Annotated in this window: 15 protein-coding genes and 1 pseudogene; 7 read left to right on the forward strand and 9 right to left on the reverse strand. The window is 63.2% G+C overall.

Features of this window, described 5'->3' with window-relative positions; genetic code table 11:
- The first annotated feature begins 12 nt into the window (after window positions 1-12).
- From ASH01_RS18215 to ASH01_RS22660, 4 genes are all read left to right on the forward strand, one after another.
- Window positions 13-627: an isochorismatase family cysteine hydrolase gene (locus ASH01_RS18215; RefSeq protein ID WP_056779273.1), complete on the forward strand. Its 615-nt coding sequence runs from the start codon at window positions 13-15 to the stop codon at window positions 625-627.
- Window positions 628-724: 97 nt separating this feature from the next.
- Window positions 725-1,279 carry a hypothetical protein gene (locus ASH01_RS18220; protein WP_056779275.1) on the forward strand — a complete coding sequence of 185 codons (555 nt, stop codon included), beginning with the start codon at window positions 725-727 and terminating at the stop codon, window positions 1,277-1,279.
- Window positions 1,280-1,804: 525 nt separating this feature from the next.
- A complete protein-coding gene (locus ASH01_RS18230) occupies window positions 1,805-2,359 on the forward strand; it encodes a hypothetical protein (protein WP_156415650.1) in 555 nt (184 codons plus the stop codon).
- Window positions 2,360-2,384: 25 nt separating this feature from the next.
- On the forward strand, window positions 2,385-2,993 hold the full coding sequence (locus tag ASH01_RS22660) for a GIY-YIG nuclease family protein (RefSeq protein ID WP_235509658.1): 609 nt from the start codon (window positions 2,385-2,387) through the stop codon (window positions 2,991-2,993).
- 30 nt (window positions 2,994-3,023) lie between these two features.
- On the opposite strand, the gene ASH01_RS18235 is transcribed toward ASH01_RS22660, so the two are convergent.
- Window positions 3,024-3,737, reverse strand: coding sequence for an HNH endonuclease (locus ASH01_RS18235; RefSeq protein WP_056779283.1), 714 nt, complete (start codon window positions 3,735-3,737; stop codon window positions 3,024-3,026).
- A 430-nt stretch (window positions 3,738-4,167) separates the two neighbouring features.
- Here ASH01_RS18235 and ASH01_RS23095 point away from each other — a divergent pair, with 430 nt between their 5' ends.
- Complete coding sequence (locus tag ASH01_RS23095; RefSeq protein WP_156415651.1) at window positions 4,168-4,656, forward strand: hypothetical protein; 489 nt, start codon at window positions 4,168-4,170, stop codon at window positions 4,654-4,656.
- Between the two features lie 128 nt (window positions 4,657-4,784).
- Here ASH01_RS23095 and ASH01_RS18240 read toward each other — a convergent pair whose 3' ends face one another.
- Together ASH01_RS18240 and ASH01_RS18245 are read right to left on the reverse strand one after the other, a co-directional pair.
- Window positions 4,785-5,345 carry a hypothetical protein gene (locus ASH01_RS18240; RefSeq protein WP_156415652.1) on the reverse strand — a complete coding sequence of 187 codons (561 nt, stop codon included), beginning with the start codon at window positions 5,343-5,345 and terminating at the stop codon, window positions 4,785-4,787.
- Window positions 5,346-5,533: 188 nt separating this feature from the next.
- Window positions 5,534-6,079, reverse strand: coding sequence for a hypothetical protein (locus tag ASH01_RS18245; protein ID WP_156415653.1), 546 nt, complete (start codon window positions 6,077-6,079; stop codon window positions 5,534-5,536).
- On the opposite strand from ASH01_RS18245, the gene ASH01_RS23100 reads away from it, so the two are divergent.
- Window positions 6,071-6,268, forward strand: coding sequence for a hypothetical protein (locus ASH01_RS23100; RefSeq protein WP_156415654.1), 198 nt, complete (start codon window positions 6,071-6,073; stop codon window positions 6,266-6,268). The genes ASH01_RS18245 and ASH01_RS23100 overlap by 9 nt on opposite strands.
- Before the next feature lie 146 nt (window positions 6,269-6,414).
- Here the strand turns inward: ASH01_RS23100 and ASH01_RS23105 are convergent, their stop codons facing one another.
- From ASH01_RS23105 to ASH01_RS18260, 5 genes are read right to left on the reverse strand one after another with little or no spacing between them, the layout of a single operon-like run.
- On the reverse strand, window positions 6,415-8,244 hold the full coding sequence (locus ASH01_RS23105; protein ID WP_156415655.1) for a hypothetical protein: 1,830 nt from the start codon (window positions 8,242-8,244) through the stop codon (window positions 6,415-6,417).
- Entirely contained in the window at window positions 8,241-9,218 is a 978-nt protein-coding gene (locus tag ASH01_RS18250) for a PD-(D/E)XK motif protein (protein ID WP_056779290.1), read from the reverse strand. The genes ASH01_RS23105 and ASH01_RS18250 overlap by 4 nt, the downstream gene beginning before the upstream one ends.
- Window positions 9,219-11,840 (reverse strand): Z1 domain-containing protein, encoded by a 2,622-nt coding sequence (locus ASH01_RS18255; RefSeq protein ID WP_156415656.1) that lies wholly within the window; start codon window positions 11,838-11,840, stop codon window positions 9,219-9,221.
- A gap of 10 nt (window positions 11,841-11,850) precedes the next feature.
- On the reverse strand, window positions 11,851-12,297 hold the full coding sequence (locus ASH01_RS22665; protein WP_082619973.1) for a very short patch repair endonuclease: 447 nt from the start codon (window positions 12,295-12,297) through the stop codon (window positions 11,851-11,853).
- Entirely contained in the window at window positions 12,287-13,696 is a 1,410-nt protein-coding gene (locus tag ASH01_RS18260) for a DNA cytosine methyltransferase (protein WP_056779295.1), read from the reverse strand. Before ASH01_RS18260 ends, ASH01_RS22665 begins: the two co-directional genes overlap by 11 nt.
- A 231-nt stretch (window positions 13,697-13,927) precedes the next feature.
- On the opposite strand from ASH01_RS18260, the pseudogene ASH01_RS24075 reads away from it, so the two are divergent.
- A pseudogene (locus ASH01_RS24075) lies at window positions 13,928-14,029 on the forward strand (hypothetical protein); the annotation flags it as partial.
- Between the two features lie 1,147 nt (window positions 14,030-15,176).
- Here the strand turns inward: ASH01_RS24075 and ASH01_RS18265 are convergent.
- Window positions 15,177-16,181, reverse strand: a complete 1,005-nt coding sequence (locus tag ASH01_RS18265) for a glycoside hydrolase family 68 protein (RefSeq protein WP_056779296.1) — start codon at window positions 16,179-16,181, stop codon at window positions 15,177-15,179.

The raw sequence follows: 16,181 nt of genomic DNA on the forward strand, positions 1-16,181 counted from the left end.
GGAAGGCGCACCATGATGCAGTTCGAGGTCGACCCGCGCCGGATGGCCCTGCTCAACATCGACGTCCAGAACGTCTTCGTCGAGATGGCGGCGGACGCGCGCGCCGTGGTCGAGCGCATCAACCGCCTGGCGGAGGTATGCCGTGTGGCCGGCATCCCGGTCATCCACGTCCGGCACGCGGTGGCCGAGGGCGCCGATCTCGGGATCCTCGGCGAGATGTTCCCGCCGGTGCGGGAGGGGATGCTCGACCGCACGTCCCACACCGCAGCCTTCCACGAGTCGCTCGTCATGGACCCGTCCGACCACGTGCTCGAGAAGCCGCACTTCGGGGCCTTCCACGACACCGACCTGCTAAGTCGGCTCGAGCTGCTCGGCCTCGACACCATCATCATCACCGGGATCGAGACGAACGTCTGCTGCGAGACCACGGCGCGCGAGGCGATGGTCCGCGACGTGCGCGCGTTCTTCATCAGCGACGCCACGACGACCGGCGGGGTGCCGGGGATGGAGGTCGCCGAGGTGCAGCGCGCCTCGCTGGCCACGGTCGGCACCTTCTTCGCCCAGGTCGCCACGACGGACGAGATGATCGACTGGATCGGTGCTGCGCCTGAGTCCACCGAGCGATAAGCGGTCGACTCGTCAGTGGGTGGGTGACGGCCGCCGAGGCGAAGGGTGGAGACTGGGGGTTCGGCGACTGCACCACGAAGGAAGCGGATGACTGCCCATGTCTGACCAGGAGACGTTCGTGACTCCGAAGTTCGCCCAGCCCTACTGGGCGAAGCACGCCTACGAGGTACTCGTGGAGACCGCGGGTCGCTACAACGCCGTCATCACCTACTCCGAGCTCGCCGAGGAGGTCCAGCGCCGCTCGTCACTGCGGACCAAGTCGCAGATGCGCAACTGGATCGGCGCCCTGCTCGCCGATCTGGTCAAGGTCAACCACGTGCGCAACGAGCCGCCGCTCGCATCCCTGGTGGTCCGCAAGGACGACGGGCAGGTCGGCGCCGGCTACGATGAGGCGCTGCGGGTTGCCGGTGAGGCCCCGATCACCGACCCGCTCGAGCGCGAGAACAGCGCGGCCGCCGCACGGCTCGAGTGCTATCGCCACTGGGGAGCCGACGTGCCCGCCGACGCGGTGCCGACGCTGACCGCCAAGGCGCGGGTCGTCCGGGCGAGTACGCCACGTGCAACGGCAGCCAGCGAGGCGCGACGTGGCGCAGTCTGCCCGACCTGTTTCATGGAGATGCCCGTCTCCGGCCCCTGCCCCAACTGCGACTGACAGAGCGACCTGCCTGAGTTTGTAGGTCGAGAGCTCATGAAGATTGGGACCCCAACTGCCCGGCCCTGGCATCCACATGCGCCGGTCATGGATTGCGCCCATCCCGCCCAGATAGACGCAGCCCCCACCCTTGGCAGGGGGGTCAAGCATCTAGAGCAGCGACCCGGACAGGATCTTCGTCGCACGAGGCGGCATCGCAGAGCTGACGCCCACCATCCTCGCCGCCGACGACGTCCGCGACCTCCTCGAGCGGATGCTCATGAGCAGCGGGCGGAAGTTCGACCTGAGCAAGCCCGTTCGTCGACGCCACGCTGCCCGACGGGTCCCGGCTGCACGTCGTCAGACCGGACATCAGCCGGACCCACTGGCAGTCGTACGTGCAGGCCATCGACGAGGACGACCTTCTGCATCTGGGGTGTATGGCACCGCGGCGAGGCCGAAGCCGCGGCTTTATCCTCGTGGCCGGTGCTCGGCCGCTACCCGGAGGCACTGCGACGGGCTCACTGTGGCTTTACGCTTCGTCAAGTGACGGATTACCCCCGGTGGAGCTACTACCCGAAGAATGCCCGACCGCCCCGATGGGCCGAGCAACTGGTTCAGGCAACGGTGGCCGTCCAGGCCGAAATCCACAGCGTTCCGCTGCCCCTCGAAGACGAAGACCGTAGAAGTGACGCCGTCCTGGCTAGGCTTCGGCCCGACTTGGAAGCGCTCGGCTATCAGGTCGAGTCCGGAAAGACCCGCGCCAACAAGATCACCCGACCAGTCCTTTTCGGAGAGAACGGCAAGCCGTCGGTCTCTTACGAGATCGATGCTTTCCACGATTCGCTAAAGGTCGCCGTCGAGGTTGAAGCCGGCCGGGGAGCGGCCAACAACGCGGACTATCGGGACATCCTCCGCACATCCCTCTTGTTGGATGCCGACTACCTCGCGCTGTTCATGCCGATCGCGTACCACTATCGATCAGGCGGCAAGTCCGGGGTCATGCACGCCTACGACGGGACTCACTCCCAGCTGGACGCGATCTACGCCTCCCGACGGCTTCAGCTGCCGTTCGAGGGTGTTCTCTTGATCGGCTATTGACGACCGTGCACGAGATGATCGTGTCGTGACAGGCGAAAACCCACTCGCGGAGACGCGGCTGCTTCTCAGTCCCATCCAGCTCACCACCCGCGGCCAGGTCCTGAGCCGGCCGTGTCCCGTCCCCGCCGATCCCGGCGTTTATGCCTGGTACTTCGACGAGGCGCCGCCCTATGTCCCGCTCGACGGATCGCACGCAATCGACGCTGGAACCCTGCTGTATGTCGGAATCTCGCCGAAGGCGCCGAGCCGAGACGGACTGCGTCAGAGCAAGGAAAACCTGCGCAAGCGGATCCGGTACCACTACCGAGGAAATGCGTATGGCTCGACCTTGCGGCTCACCTTGGGTGCACTTCTCGCCGACCACTTGGGCATTCAACTGCGACGCGTGGGCTCCGGAAAGCGCCTGACGTTCAGTGATGGCGAACTGGTGCTCTCGGAATGGATGGCCGCGCACGCGCGGGTCTGTTGGGTGACCACGCCGACGCCGTGGGTGCTCGAACGGGATCTCATTGCATCCCTCCGCCTGCCGCTCAATCTGGACCAGAACAAGCATTCCGACTTTCATCAGCATCTGACTGCCGCCCGAGCTGAGCAACGTCGGCGGGCGAGAGACCTCCCGGTTCTTCCGAGGTAGTCCGTGACGACTACGCGGAAGCTCGACGACCTACGCAGTCGTTTGCAAACGGTCGCGCAACTCGACTGGCGTGAGCCAGGGCGAAGACCGGTGGATCATCCGGTGACAGTTCGCGCACAGCAACGCGAGATCGGCCAACCGAGTCTGTGTAGGTCCGGACGCGTGGAGAGGCAGAATGTGGTGGGCCTCGATGTAGTCCCGCCCCAACGCCCCGTAGGCGGCCTCGAAGTCGAAGCCGCAGACTTCGCACGCAACCCGCTTCCCCGCACCCTTCACGGCCTTGATCTTCGCGCGCCGCAGCCGAGGGTTGCGTTCCCGCCGAAGGTGCTTGGCAACTACGAGCCGGCCTTCGGGCGCCGAGATTTCCCCGGCCTCGATCTCGTCGTCGGGCACTGTCACCAGGTACCCGGACTCGATCGTGGTCCGGATCTCGGCGGCGAGTTGACGCATCCGGACCGGATCCGCCTGGAACTTCAATAGGACTTGGCGGTCAAGCTTGTTTCCCCTGGTCGGAGTACCCGTGTAGTCGTCGTGCTGGGTGGCGATGTCGAAGGTCTTGCGCTGGACGCTCGATGGGCTGCGGAAGTTCGCGTCACGTCCGGCCACGGGATGGATCGGGGCAGCGATCAGCAGGTTCGACAGGTCGATAACGGGTTGGTGGTGCGCTCGCAGGCCCTTCCAGCCGTTGTCGGCTACCAGTTCGCACGCCAGGACGATCTCGTCGTAGGTCCAGTCGATGGCCATAGTCGAACCCTAGATCCAACGTGACATGCGTGAGCGGACAGCGGGTTCACCGACCCTCGTGTGACTTAGGTTCATCGGTGTAACGGACGGTCATCGTCGAACTCGGCCTCAGGTGGGAGGCTGGCCGGCGGCCCACGCGGTGAGGGGTCCTCGATTACCGACCCGTCAAGACCGGAGGGGGTCCGTTTTCACCCGTCGATCAGGGGTCAGTTTTCACCCGTCGCTGACACGAAGACGCTCCATGCCATCGGGACGCCGAGCCAACCGTCAACCGCACGGGCGATTTCCCCAGCAGAAGTCTCGTCCTTAACCAGTAATGCGATCTACATGCTTAGGGGCGATGGGGGACCGAGATGGACACTCGATCAGTCGCACATCTCGGAATGTCGCAAGGTCAGGGCCCTGCGGACCTCCTGCTAGTGCTCACTCCTTGAGATCCCGCACGGTCACGGTGGCGTCCTATGAGAGAGACGGGCACTCCGTCGTCTCCTACATCCGATACCAGAAGGGGCTGGGCGAAGCCGCGACACAGTTGCCGGCAAAGAGTTCCCGGTATCTAGGAAAGGTGGCCGGTCGCGCCTTCTTGGTGGTCTCGGCGGTGGACGCCTTCGTCAGCAGCTACTACGATCACTCAGGCCAACAATCGGCGCCACTGATTGCAGCAGCGAAGGCCGCCGGAGCGCTGGGTGGAGGCGTCTTGGGGGCGGCCGTTGGAACCGCAATCGCGGGCACCTGTGCCACTGGTGTGGGTTGTGTCATCCTGGGTGGAGTTGTCGTCGCGGTGGCAGTTTCTGGCGGTGCGTGGCTCGGGGGGAAAGCGGCGGACCTCGTCGTGGAACTTGCATTCGAAGATGTCAAGCAGGCGTGTTTGTACGTCGGCTTCATACCTGTCCAGTGCCCAAACGGGGTTCTCGCCTAGACGCAGCGACGTCGGCGCTCCGCTGAGAGTCGTAGGCATCTTACCGAGCGCGTGACTGAATGCCTTAAATGGCCGTCGCTCATACTGCCCAATCTGGTCGAGAGACGCTCATGCAAATCGACACCACGTCACCGGCGGCCGTCGACCTTGCGTGCCGTGTCTCGCACCAGTTCGACCAACTCCCGATCAGAAAGGATGTCGAGTTGAAGAGGTCCCGTCAGAGCCGTCAGGCCGCGCATCAGTCCTCGCGTGAAATCCATCCTGCCAAGATCGCCTCCGTAAGAGGCCACCTCCCTCGCGGCACACTGAACCAGCCGGGTATTACGCGCGACTGCACTGCGCTCCAAAAGGGCGCCGAACTCATCCTCGCCGAAAGGATCCTGCGTTTCCGTCATGACTTGGCCGAGCACTTGCCATCGCCGCCACGCGAGCTTCAAGTAGTTGCGGTCGCGACCTACCTGATTTCCGATCCACCGGTCCCGAGCGAGTTCGCTCAGGTCACTTGACGCGGGCCACCGGGCCGCGAGGACGTCCGGGAAAAGCATCAGCGACAGGAACGACCATGCTCCGTCGTGGGCCGCATCACTAGGGCTGGGATGGATCACCTCTTCGATCGCTTGACCCAGGTACATGGAGTGCGTCGAATTTTCGGAGATGGTGCCGACCCCTCGTCCGGTCATCAAGTCCAAGACTTCGCGCCTCCACCGTCGCAAATCATCCCCCGTCGCCGCACGCCCGCCTGTTGGGTTCGGCACTCCTTGGCCGAGACTCTCGACCACGAGATCCTCCGCTGGCGTGTTGCGACGGAGTTCCTCCTGAACCTCAGCCAACCGAGTCATGGCTGCGCCTGTAGAGAGTCGCGGAATCAAAACGTACGTCACCGGGAGTTCGCCGCCAGAAAAGAAGTAGCAGCTTGGAGGCGGCAGATTGTCTCCGCACGGTCCTGCACAAGTAGTGAGATTGCCGCCGTCAGGGGAACGCCGAGGTACACCTTCGCGAGGTGTTCCAGTGCCTCACCAACCGAGTCCGCTTGGTACTCGGACTGAGCTTCCGCGGGGAAACGCTCCGCGACGATCAGCAGGAGGTGTTCGACGATGCTGTGGAAGAGCACGGATTGAGTGAGGGATGGTCTTCCTGACAGAAGCTCTGGTGCGCTCGGATGACTGGAGTTAATGAACAGACGCACCGCACCAAGGTATGGCTCATCCAGCGACTCGGGATCGAACTGCAACTTCCAAGCGGCGTCTGGGGGAAGCCCCGCCGGCCCGAAGTCGAAGGCCTCCGTCGGAAATGTAGATGCCGACCCCTCCAATAGGAAGCGGTGAGTCGCCATCGATGTGAGGAGGCGGCTGCCCCTGCGGAAGGCTACTAAGTCGACGGCGTCTTCTTGGCTCGTCCTGTCAAGGAGGATTGCGTGCGTCACTTCAATCTGTTGAGCACATTGATGGGGCCCAAGGTGCACCTGCAGCAGCGCAGGCACGTCGCCTCCGGGCAGTTGGATAGCGACCATTTTCCGCAATCCCGTCGCCCGGCAATCCACCTGCATGACCGCCAAGACTCCAGCGGTTGTCGGCAAACCTGTGGACTCAAGGAACGCGGCCTCATCGATTGAGATCCAAGACGAAACAGTGGAGTCCAGAAAGTAGTCCCACGGAACCACGGGATCGCCAGGAGCGAAGCGCTCGCCGGAAACCTCGAGCCACGGTTCAGTCAGTGTGACCGAGGCTGCGGAGGCAACGCGGTGTGGCATCGCTCGCATCAACGATCACCTGCTTTGAAGGAGAACGAGATTGCGACACCGGCTGGGTAGCTGACGATGGCGCTGACCTCGTCTCCAGGTGGGACCAACACCCCGTCCCCTTCGGGATGACCACCCACCCAACGATCGAGTGCCACATCATCCCCGGACTCCATGGTTCCGCCGTCTACGGCGACCTTCAAGGCAGCGAGCCGCAGCAGGGTCGGGGTCTTTCCCTGGACCGTCACGGTCAGTTTGCTTCGCTGGCGGCCGCTCTCGAGGTCGTTGGCGTCCCGCGGGAGGGGGTCGATCGAGCGCAGGTCGATCTTCGGGCTTGTCCCAGAAGTACGTCGACCTTGCGTCCGTGCAGGGCTCGTTGTTGCACCGGAACCAGGCACAGCTCCCGTTAGGCCAGCCAAGGCCGATGAGAGAGCGCCCGTGGACTTGTTCTCTGACTCGACCGCGAAGTCCACCGGAGCAAGGAAGGCACGAACCTCCTTGCCAACTTCCCGCATGGAGACGGTCACGATGGACTTGGCCCGCTTATCGAGCCCTTCTACGTTTGACCACGAGTCATGAGCCGGCGGTTCCGCCTTGGAAAAGGCCTCGTCGAACGCCTCCACCGGCTTGAACACGCCGACCCACCGAAGAGACTCCGTGACCCGCCCGGGATAGGGCTCGGCACGTACGACCAACTCGGCGGTGTGACGCATGAGCGCGACCCGGTCTTCGAGTCCGCTCATCGCATCAACATCGGATTCCGCACTTACGTTCGTCAGTGCTATGTGCCCGGTGGTGTCGCTGTATCGCCGGGTTGGACGAACGTCTATTCCACTGTCTGGCTGCGAGGCTCCGGCCTGCACCGCTCTGATGGCTCGAAGGCACCTCCACAGGCCCTGAAGCACGCTTGAGTCGGTCAGGCCGGGTAGCGGAAGACTGACTCCATCCAATGTGACGCCGACATCCATCCGCCGCTCGCTCGGTTGGTCGACGGGCAGTTTGGGCCATAGGTTTCGCAAGACGGCGTCAACCAATCTGTCCGCAACCTCCGACGGATCGAAATCTCCGTCGTACTCGAGCTGCCCTTGAGGGGCAAACCCAAGAACAAGGATCGAAGTTCCGGTTTCGTCGACCTCAAAGCCTCGTTCGAAAACCGCTTGCCCGAGGCTGCGAGCTTCATCGCCGACGAGCGGTTCGAAGGCCAATACACCCGGCGGCTGCGGGCTACGGGGGTGCTGACCCCACCACTGGCGGCCTGTGAATCTCTGTCCCTCCTTGTCGAAAACACCCCCCATCGCCGACGCAATCAACCGCTCAATTATCTCGCCGTTCTTATTGCGCGACCTCGACCAGACCACGATCGTGGAGCAACGGCTGGCCAAGTAACTCGCTGTTTTTCCGAACCCGTACGAACCCCCTCCTTGCAGGTCCTCCGGGGGTGCGCCGACCGTAAGAATGAAGTCTGCGTAGTCGTTCGGCTCATCTTGGTCGCGACTGGAGCTGTTCTGTGTGCGGCCACCAAGTCCTTTGGTGCCGCGATCCACGATCTCAAGTGCTGCCAGCCCGTCTTGGGCGAGAAGACTGTCTAGCGGTGAGTCTGCCTGCCGCTCTAGGAACACATGCTGTCGAAGGACGTTCAGAACGCATGGGTCCAGCTCGCGGAGCCGCAACTCGAACCGAGGCACGACGCCCGACATCCGGGCGTCCCAAGAGTTCTGGGCGGTCTCGCGAACCAAGAGATTCAAGAAATCCATCTCGGGACGGCCAAGAACCTTCTTCTCGCCCGATCCGTCCATATCTCCCGGCCCGAAGGGCTTGGGAAACCAAGCCAGTCGCTCATACTGCGTCACTTCGTCATCATTCTGTCGATGTATGTGTCGAGCTCCGATTCTGCCATCTCTCCAGGGGCGTTGAGCAAGTCCAAGGTGTACTTGATCCGCTTCACAGCATCGCGACGATTCTCTGGCAGATCCGCGCTTCTGAGCCCCGGAAAGTCTGTGCCCACGGACCAAGCCAACAGGGGACCGGTGACGACAAAGCGCGAGTCGTCCGCTGTGATGCCAACTTGAAACCCCATGGAATCCAACTTCTCCACTACCGCTGATCTCAGACACCCAAGGCGAACGAGATCGTCCACGAGGTCGCCGATGCTCTGGCCGCCGGGCGAGTCCTCGACACGCACGCGAATCAAACTCAGTGGCACGCCCGCGACCTCATCGAGTTGATTCAAGCTGGAAATCTCAACGTCTCGGCCGTCGCGATTCGTCGCCTTGACCTCAACGTCTCCATTTGCCGTCGCGAAGTCGTGGACGTGTCCGGTCGGACCCAGCCACGCGTCCAAGGCGAAGATCGCATTTCGTTGGGCCAGCAGGCGCAGCACGACCAACTCCCCGAAGAGCCCTCGCAGGACTTCTTCGCTCAGACTCGCCGACGGCTTGAGGAGCCTCTGCCAGTCAGTGAGCGCGCCGAACAGAGCTGCGTGACATTGCTCCCGCCTCTGCTCGATGCGCTCAACGACGCTGTCAGCCAGGCGATAGAAGACAGTTGATAAGCCATCGACGGTGCAAACGAGGTCCAGATACCGCTGTGCCGTCTGAGGATGCCGCCACTCGGTCAACTCCACGGCTGCGCCCCGGATGGCAGTGAAGGAGTAGTCGTCCGCAACTGGAGCAAGGACGTGCCGGCCGCCGGTGCGATCGGCCCCGTACAGGAGATCAGCTCCCAGGCTGTCCGTGGCAGCGACCCGGTGCACCAATGACGGTCCCTGTTGCGCGCCCCAAACCGATGCCAGCAGGAGACCAAACTCCATGAATGCGTCACTCATCTACGCGGCCCCCTCCTCGGTCTCAATCGCGTCGTCCTCGTCGCCCTCGGCCGTGTCGGGAACTTCCCAGGTCGTCCGGACAGAGACGAAGGTCCCCTGATCCCCCGTAGCGTCGTTGACCGCGGGGAAGAAAATGGCAAAGCCAAGCATTGGATCGTGTACAGGCATATCCATGCGCCAAGCGCGTTCGCCGGCGGGCGGAGGCGCCGCCTTCGACTGTCCGCTCAGGGGGTAGATGACCAGCAGTCCCTGACCGCCGGCGTGCGTTCGTCGGATCCTCCTCCGCTGGGCATCGTCGGACTTGGGGCTGTCGCCGTAGTCCTCAGGATCGATATCGGCGATCCGATCGCTAGGAGATGCGATCGCCTTGAAGTCGAGACGTTCGGCCGAGCTGCCCGACAGCGGCGCGCGGTTTAGGCATGGCAGATCCAGTCCTGCCAGTCGAAGCGAACCCAAGGGGGTCGCACCATCCACGGCAAGAAGCCGGGAGTTCGCCGCGATGACTACGTCCCATGAATGCCCCGCTGCGTTCGCGGAGATCCATTGCTGGATATTCGATAGGTTCTCAGGATCGTGGAGCCAGTGCTGATCAGGGTGGACCGCGAAACCGTCGAGGAATGCGCTAACCCGAGACCCACTAATCCCGCGGGCCATGTAGCGGTGGTTCTGCCACGGCACAGGGTCCAGTTCTAGACCCGCCAACAGCTCTTCCACGACCCCAACGTTGTGCTGCGCATCGTTCGCCCTCAAAATGAAAGTCTGATTTGACGTCTCACTCAAGCCAAGTTGGACAACATTTGCAGCCCACATTTTGTTGGCTGCCGTCACTTGCAATCTTCCGGGATGAGCTCGGATGCGCACTCCAATTTGTGCCGGAGTGAACTCACTGCCCTGCACCGACTCGATCTCGGATCTCAGGTCGAGCTCGACCCTGGCCAAGAATGCGTAATCATCGTCAAGACCCTCGGTGACCCAGACACGAGGTAGGTCCTCGTACTTGGGGCGGTACCCGAACCACCGGCCCATCTGCAGAAGGGTGTCGTAGGCATTTGAAGTTCGCGTGAAATAGGACACGACTAACCCCTCCAACGTCAACCCTCGAGAGAGGGTGCCGCCGCCAACGGCTATCACCGTCCGAGGATGGTCGTCGTTATAATTGAGCCTATCGTCCGATCTGCCGTTGTCCACGATGACATCTACTGACGCCAAGACACCCTCTATCTCCGCAGCTACCTGCTGCCATGATGGCAACGGAACGGTTGCCTCGGACGCCACACGAGTGGCTTCCTCTTTCCACGACTTGACGTAGCCACTCATGTCCCCATCGCGAACCTCCTCAAGCGAACGGTTAACGAGGTCGTCCAATCGTGCCTGCAGTGCCGCATGCGGATCCGTGTAGTGAGTGGTGTGGACGAGCATCGAGGAGTGACCTGCCTGCCCACGCGCACGCCGGATCGCGGTCGCCACAACGAACCACCTGAACGCCTCGACGAGTGACTCCGGCGCTTCCGGGTCGAAGACTTGGCGCGCATCCCGATCGCTCGGCGCACGCAGCGACAATGCATCCGAAGCTTTTATCGGACGCACCATGTCCAAGCCTTCCGCGCCATTGCCTTGCTCGTCAACCGTCTCGGAAAGGCCGAAGACTCGCTCGGCGCCGAAGTAACCATCGCCAGGAGGAATGGTCTTTATGAAGTCGGAAGGAAAAAGGTCCTTGGACTCATCTGGGTCGATGAGGACGTTGGCAAAGGGAGTCGCGGTGTAGGCCAAGTAACTCCCTGTCTCGACGAGCCCCCATAGATCCCTGAGGCGGCCGTTAATGGCTGAGATTCGGGCCTGCTGAGCCTTGGAGTTCGGCGTCGCCTGGTCCGCCTCGTCATCGATGATTAGTATCGGAAACCGACGTCTTGCTTGAGGGGAGACGTCTTTCAATGTCCGCACGAGCCGAGCCAGTCGATGCGTGTTCTTCTTGACCACAGCGACGACAACAGGCATGTTCTCCAGTACCTGCTCTGGCCCTGGAATCTCTTCATAGTCTTGACCCGCAGCGGTCAGCGAGTACCAGCGAGCTCCATCAAAAAGCTGCTCGTCCAAACGGGCTTGGGTCTGGTCGCGCAGGTTGTCGTGCATACCCGCCAATACAATGATCATCTTGTACCCAGCGTCCGCGGCCTTGGCTGCGACTCCGGCGAAGTTGCGGGTCTTCCCTGACTGGACGCTACCCATAACCAAACCCTTGCGGCGGCTCCCCGGAGCGTTGGGGTTGGCTAGCAAAGCAACGATCTCCCTCGTCTGACGATCCAATTCGCCCAGTGCCGGAGAGCGCGCAGCCGTCAGCTTGGAGAGGTAGTGGGCCCAGCAGGGACCCACGGTCGAGGGGTGGTACCACGCAGCGCCGGGAGCAGAATACGTCTCAGAATTCGTCACCGCCGAGTCGACCGAAAGGTTGGTGGCCATCTCCAACAGGATCTCGTCGTATGCGGCATCGACGAGCTCAGGCCTCATCACTCGCTTGACCTGACGCCGTGCCTGCTCCAAGGGGATCCGGCCAACCGTGACCTCGCCCAAGATGGTGCGCTTGCACATCTGGATGTCTTCGTGGCTCGGCTTCGACGCATTCACGCACGTCACCCTATCGATGACGGCCGTCGTTGCCCCGCGTTCCGCCTACTAGAGCGCGCCGAACCGCGAGAGCTGAGACAGACACCTCCTCATGTTCCCAAAAGCGCAGGACGGTCCAGCCCTGTGCCTCGAGGTTGCGGCTGGTGTCCTCGTCCCTGGCTCGATTCGCGGCAATCTTCCTCAACCACCACTCGGCGTTGTTCTTCGGTGCCACGCCGTGCAAAGGGCAACCATGCCAGAAGCACCCATCGACGAACACGGCGATCTTGGCACGCGTGAAGGCGATGTCGATCGTTCGTCGGCGCATTCCTGGCACAGGAAACTCCACCCTGAACCTCATACCCATCCCATGAAGGGCTCGCCTCAGCGCAACCTCGGGTGCCGTGTCGCGTCGACGCTGTGAGGCGAATCGGGCGCGAACATCCGGATCCTTGGCCGGCGGCCGCTCATTGCCCAAGAAGCTCGGCGACCTTGTCAGCTATCTTGTGGGCCAACAGCGGAGGCACTGCATTTCCCACTTGATGAAACTGCATAGTCCGAGTCCCATAGAACCAATAGTCATCCGGGAACGTCTGCAGCCTAGCGGCTTCACGCACTGTCAAACTACGCATCTGGTCCGGGTCAGGATGAATGTAGTAGTGCCCATCCTTGCTTATGTGCGAGGCGACGGTACTACTGGGGAGGGACCACCTCTGGACCTTGAAGCGATCGATGAAGGGCGTCCCCGCCACATCAATGTTTTTGTGGTGCGGCTTCAATTCGACAGGAAGATCCGCGACCTTGGGGGCAATCCCGTGCTCCGCCAATGTAGCGAGGAAGGCATAACGCGCCAGGTCAAGTTCCATGTGAGAACGGGCATCGTGTTGAGAGATCGGCGCCCCCCGCCCCTTGAGCCAGTTCTCCAACTCTGGATTGCCCGCACGAACTGGTTCTCTACGGCACGCCTCACCCAAGTCACGCACGGCCAAGTGCCGAGCCAACTCTCGCGCCCTTATCCATGCAATGTCAGAATCCTTGGTGCGCGAGACGCGCGAGCGCCGGTGAGGGAGGTCGCCGATCGCATCATGAACCGTTACGGGGGTCTCACTAAGTCGCAGAGACGTCGCAGGCACCGCCCCCAAGTCGGCTCGGACACCCAGAAGAATCACTCTGTGACGCCGCTGGGGTACCCCGTATGCCTCGGCTCGGATTACGAAGTCACGTGGCGCGAGATCACGGCCTTGGACAACCAAGCTGCGAACTTCGTAGGTCCCATCCAAACCAAGGTCATCAAGGATGCGATCAATCATGCTTCGACCCCCGTGGCCGGCGGACAAAAGCCCCTTGACGTTCTCCATGACAAATACGGAGGGCTTGAAGCGTTTGAGAATGTCGAGGTACTCGCGGTACAGGAAGTGCTTCTTGTCCTGCGCGAAGCTTTGATCGTTCGTCCTCCTAGCGCGCCCGACGAGTGAGTACGCCTGACACGGCGGGCCACCGATCAACACCCACTCCTTGGCGTGTGCCGTCGCACTTTCGATTCGGTCTGCGACTGCGGCGCGGTTGCCCGGACCTAGTTCCACCCGGTGCACGTGTTGCCTTGCACGGGCCACGGCTGCGGCAAAGACGTCATCATCAAGCAGTTGCCCTAGCTGAAGGCGGCCGGCGAGCATGGCCTTGTACGGGGCGTACAGTCCGCCGCCGTCACGTCGCGAGACCTCACGCACCGCCTCCCTCATTACGAGGGTCTCCACGGCGTTCGGCTCCATTTCGAAAGATGAAACGACCTCAAACACGGCCTTGTCGTCGCGCCGTAGATGCGCAAAGCCCTCGTTGAGACCGCCGGGGCCGGCGAAGACGTCGACAACGGGAATCATGAACAACCCTCACACTCCTAGGCAGAGGCCCCAGGTTACCAGGACCTACGGACAGGGTCAGCATCGGCACGGGCGCCGCCTTGCGCCGTTGAGTACGGTCACGACATGCCCTATCCCGGCCGTCCGATCCTGGACGTTCTCCCTCAGTTCGTCGGCACGGCGTCTCCGCGGCAGACGCAGGAGCAACGTGCGCGGTTGCTCGAGTTCTGCACCGAGTAGTACGCGGCTGGCAGGTCGCTCCGCGAACTGGCCGAGCTGACCGGGCGGTCCCAGTCCGCAACACGGCGAGCGCTCGATCAGGCAGGCGTTACGCGGAGGGGCAGCGGCGCGTAACCCATAGGCGATCCGGTCTCGCCGGCCTGATCAAGGGGCCGTCTCGCGTCGGCTGTGGAATCTACGTTGCGTTCATGGCAGATGGACAGGGGATGCCCCAGACAGCAACGACCTGCCCGACGACGTTGACAGGTCGACGGACCTCCCCCAACTGAGCCTCCTCGATGAGATTGCCAACGGCGTCACACCCGATGGCGCGCTCGTGCGCCCGCTGAAGGTTATGAACGACCTCGGCACCCGCAGCAAAGCGGAATCACGCTGGCCCTCCCAGATCCACTAGTGACGGGGGACCTCGTGCCCGCTTACGTCTGGGCGAACGGCGTCAAGGCGCAGCTCGAGGGCACCGACGCGAGCCCGTTGGCGCCACTGTCATCGGGTGTGGTTCCTGTCTGCACGTACACCGTCAACGTCGCGGGGCATGCCGAACCGGGACGCGTTCGGCGCTGAGTCCGCCTGAACTTCGTGAAGTCGACGACGCCCGAGGAACGTCGTCGAGCCACAGCGCCGAATCGCCTCCACTGTGAAACATCAGCCGCTAGACGACTGAGAAGCATCACCCGAGACAGGACAGAGCGAGCGGAGCCCACGGTGAGGAAGGTCTTTTCTCCGTCAAGGTGCCGGCTTCGCCGACGCAGGGGCCCAGCTGCGGGCGGCGCTGGCGCGCCGTCCTCGCCCGGGCCCACGCACGACTCAACTCGGGCACGGCGAAGTCCGACACCTGCAGCCAAATCGTCCGGACCCCGGCGCTGGCCGCTATCAGGGTGCCGGGGAGATGTGGCGCGAGACTCCGGTGACATCAGCCCTGACATCAACGGGACCGGAGTCAGAGATCCACCGCCGGACTGGCTACGCCGGCAAACCCGGGTCAGGCCGACGTCGAAGACCCTTGCCAAGATGGCCGCCGACACCTGAAATCGGAAGGTCGGCGGTTCGACCCCGCCCCTGGCCACCACCCGAAACCGCAGGTCAGAGCCCCTCTGACCTGCGGTTTCGTCGATTTCTCGGGGGGGCTGCCTGGGACTGTCGGGCGCCGACCCGAGTCACCGCAAGTGGTGCGGTCAGGAAGAGGCGTCCTAAGGGTTCCCGCGTCCCTCGACGATCGGACGGCTGGGCCCCACCCGTCGACAAGCTCCCGTCGCTCCCCTGATCAAAGGCGAAGAGGAGCGGCGACCATATCGTCAGAGATTAGGGCCAGGCGGTCGTCGTCCCAGTGCACGAGATACGGGTCCGTGATTTCGCCGATGAACTGGCCACCGGTCTCGTTGCGGAAGGCGAGGAACTTGGTCTCGCCCGTCTCGCGGTCGTCGATGAACTTGCCGACGTAGAGGGTCGGGTCGTCGATCTCCTGAGCACCGGCCAGGTCATAGGGCCCCAGCACCGACTCGGCCGACGCGATCCACACGCCACCCGTGATGCCGGCCGCGCGCGCCGCCTCGGGCATGTCCCCGACCGAGCAGTTGAAGAGCAGCACCTGCTTCCCGTCGACGACGTGCGTTTGGAACACCTCGAGCTGCCCGAAGCCAGCACCAGGCTCCGACAACGGCGACCGCAGCTCCCACGTCTCCAGGTCCGCCGACCACGCGTGCCCGACGACCCCGCGATCCACCCGATCCGAAGGATCGGAGGCAGGACCCACAGCAGACCGCGCCGTGATCAGCATGTGCCACCCGTCGCCGTCCGGATCAGCCACCACCCACGGGTCGCGGAACGCCTCGTCGTGCCAGTTCCCCTCGGGCGGCGGCGCGTACTTCTCGTACCAGTGACCGTCCGCCTCGAGCACCGGCCCGGGCGCCTTGTCCCAAGTGTAGAGGTCAGAGGAGACGGCATACCCGATCGACTGCACGTTCGCGCCGTGCTCGTTGAGCCGGGCCCCGGTGTAGAACATGAACCACCGCCCGTCCGGGTGCCGCACGACCGACCCGGTCCACGTCGCGAGCTCGTCAAAGGCCGGCGCGTCCGAGCGCACGAGCGCATCCACCACCCGCTCCCAGTGGACCAGGTCAGACGACACCGCGTGCCCGATCGACGCCCGGTAGTGGCGGGCGTGCGGGTCGCGCAGCGCCCGCGACGCGTAGAGGAAGAACAGGTGATAGTCCGAGCCGTCGTCGACGAGCCAGAAGTCCCACACCCACGCCTCGGGGAGACGAAACAC

Origin of the sequence: Terrabacter sp. Soil811, from assembly GCF_001429655.1 — a bacterium.
GTDB lineage: Bacteria > Actinomycetota > Actinomycetes > Actinomycetales > Dermatophilaceae > Terrabacter.

Excerpts from the sequence above, each read along its gene's own strand:
- ASH01_RS18235 (WP_056779283.1), bottom strand. The coding sequence starts at position 3,737 with ATGGCCATCGACTGGACCTACGACGAGATCGTCCTGGCGTGCGAACTG.
- ASH01_RS18215 (WP_056779273.1), top strand. The coding sequence starts at position 13 with ATGATGCAGTTCGAGGTCGACCCGCGCCGGATGGCCCTGCTCAACATC.
- ASH01_RS18260 (WP_056779295.1), bottom strand. The coding sequence starts at position 13,696 with ATGATTCCCGTTGTCGACGTCTTCGCCGGCCCCGGCGGTCTCAACGAG.
- ASH01_RS18250 (WP_056779290.1), bottom strand. The coding sequence starts at position 9,218 with ATGAGTGACGCATTCATGGAGTTTGGTCTCCTGCTGGCATCGGTTTGG.
- ASH01_RS18220 (WP_056779275.1), top strand. The coding sequence starts at position 725 with ATGTCTGACCAGGAGACGTTCGTGACTCCGAAGTTCGCCCAGCCCTAC.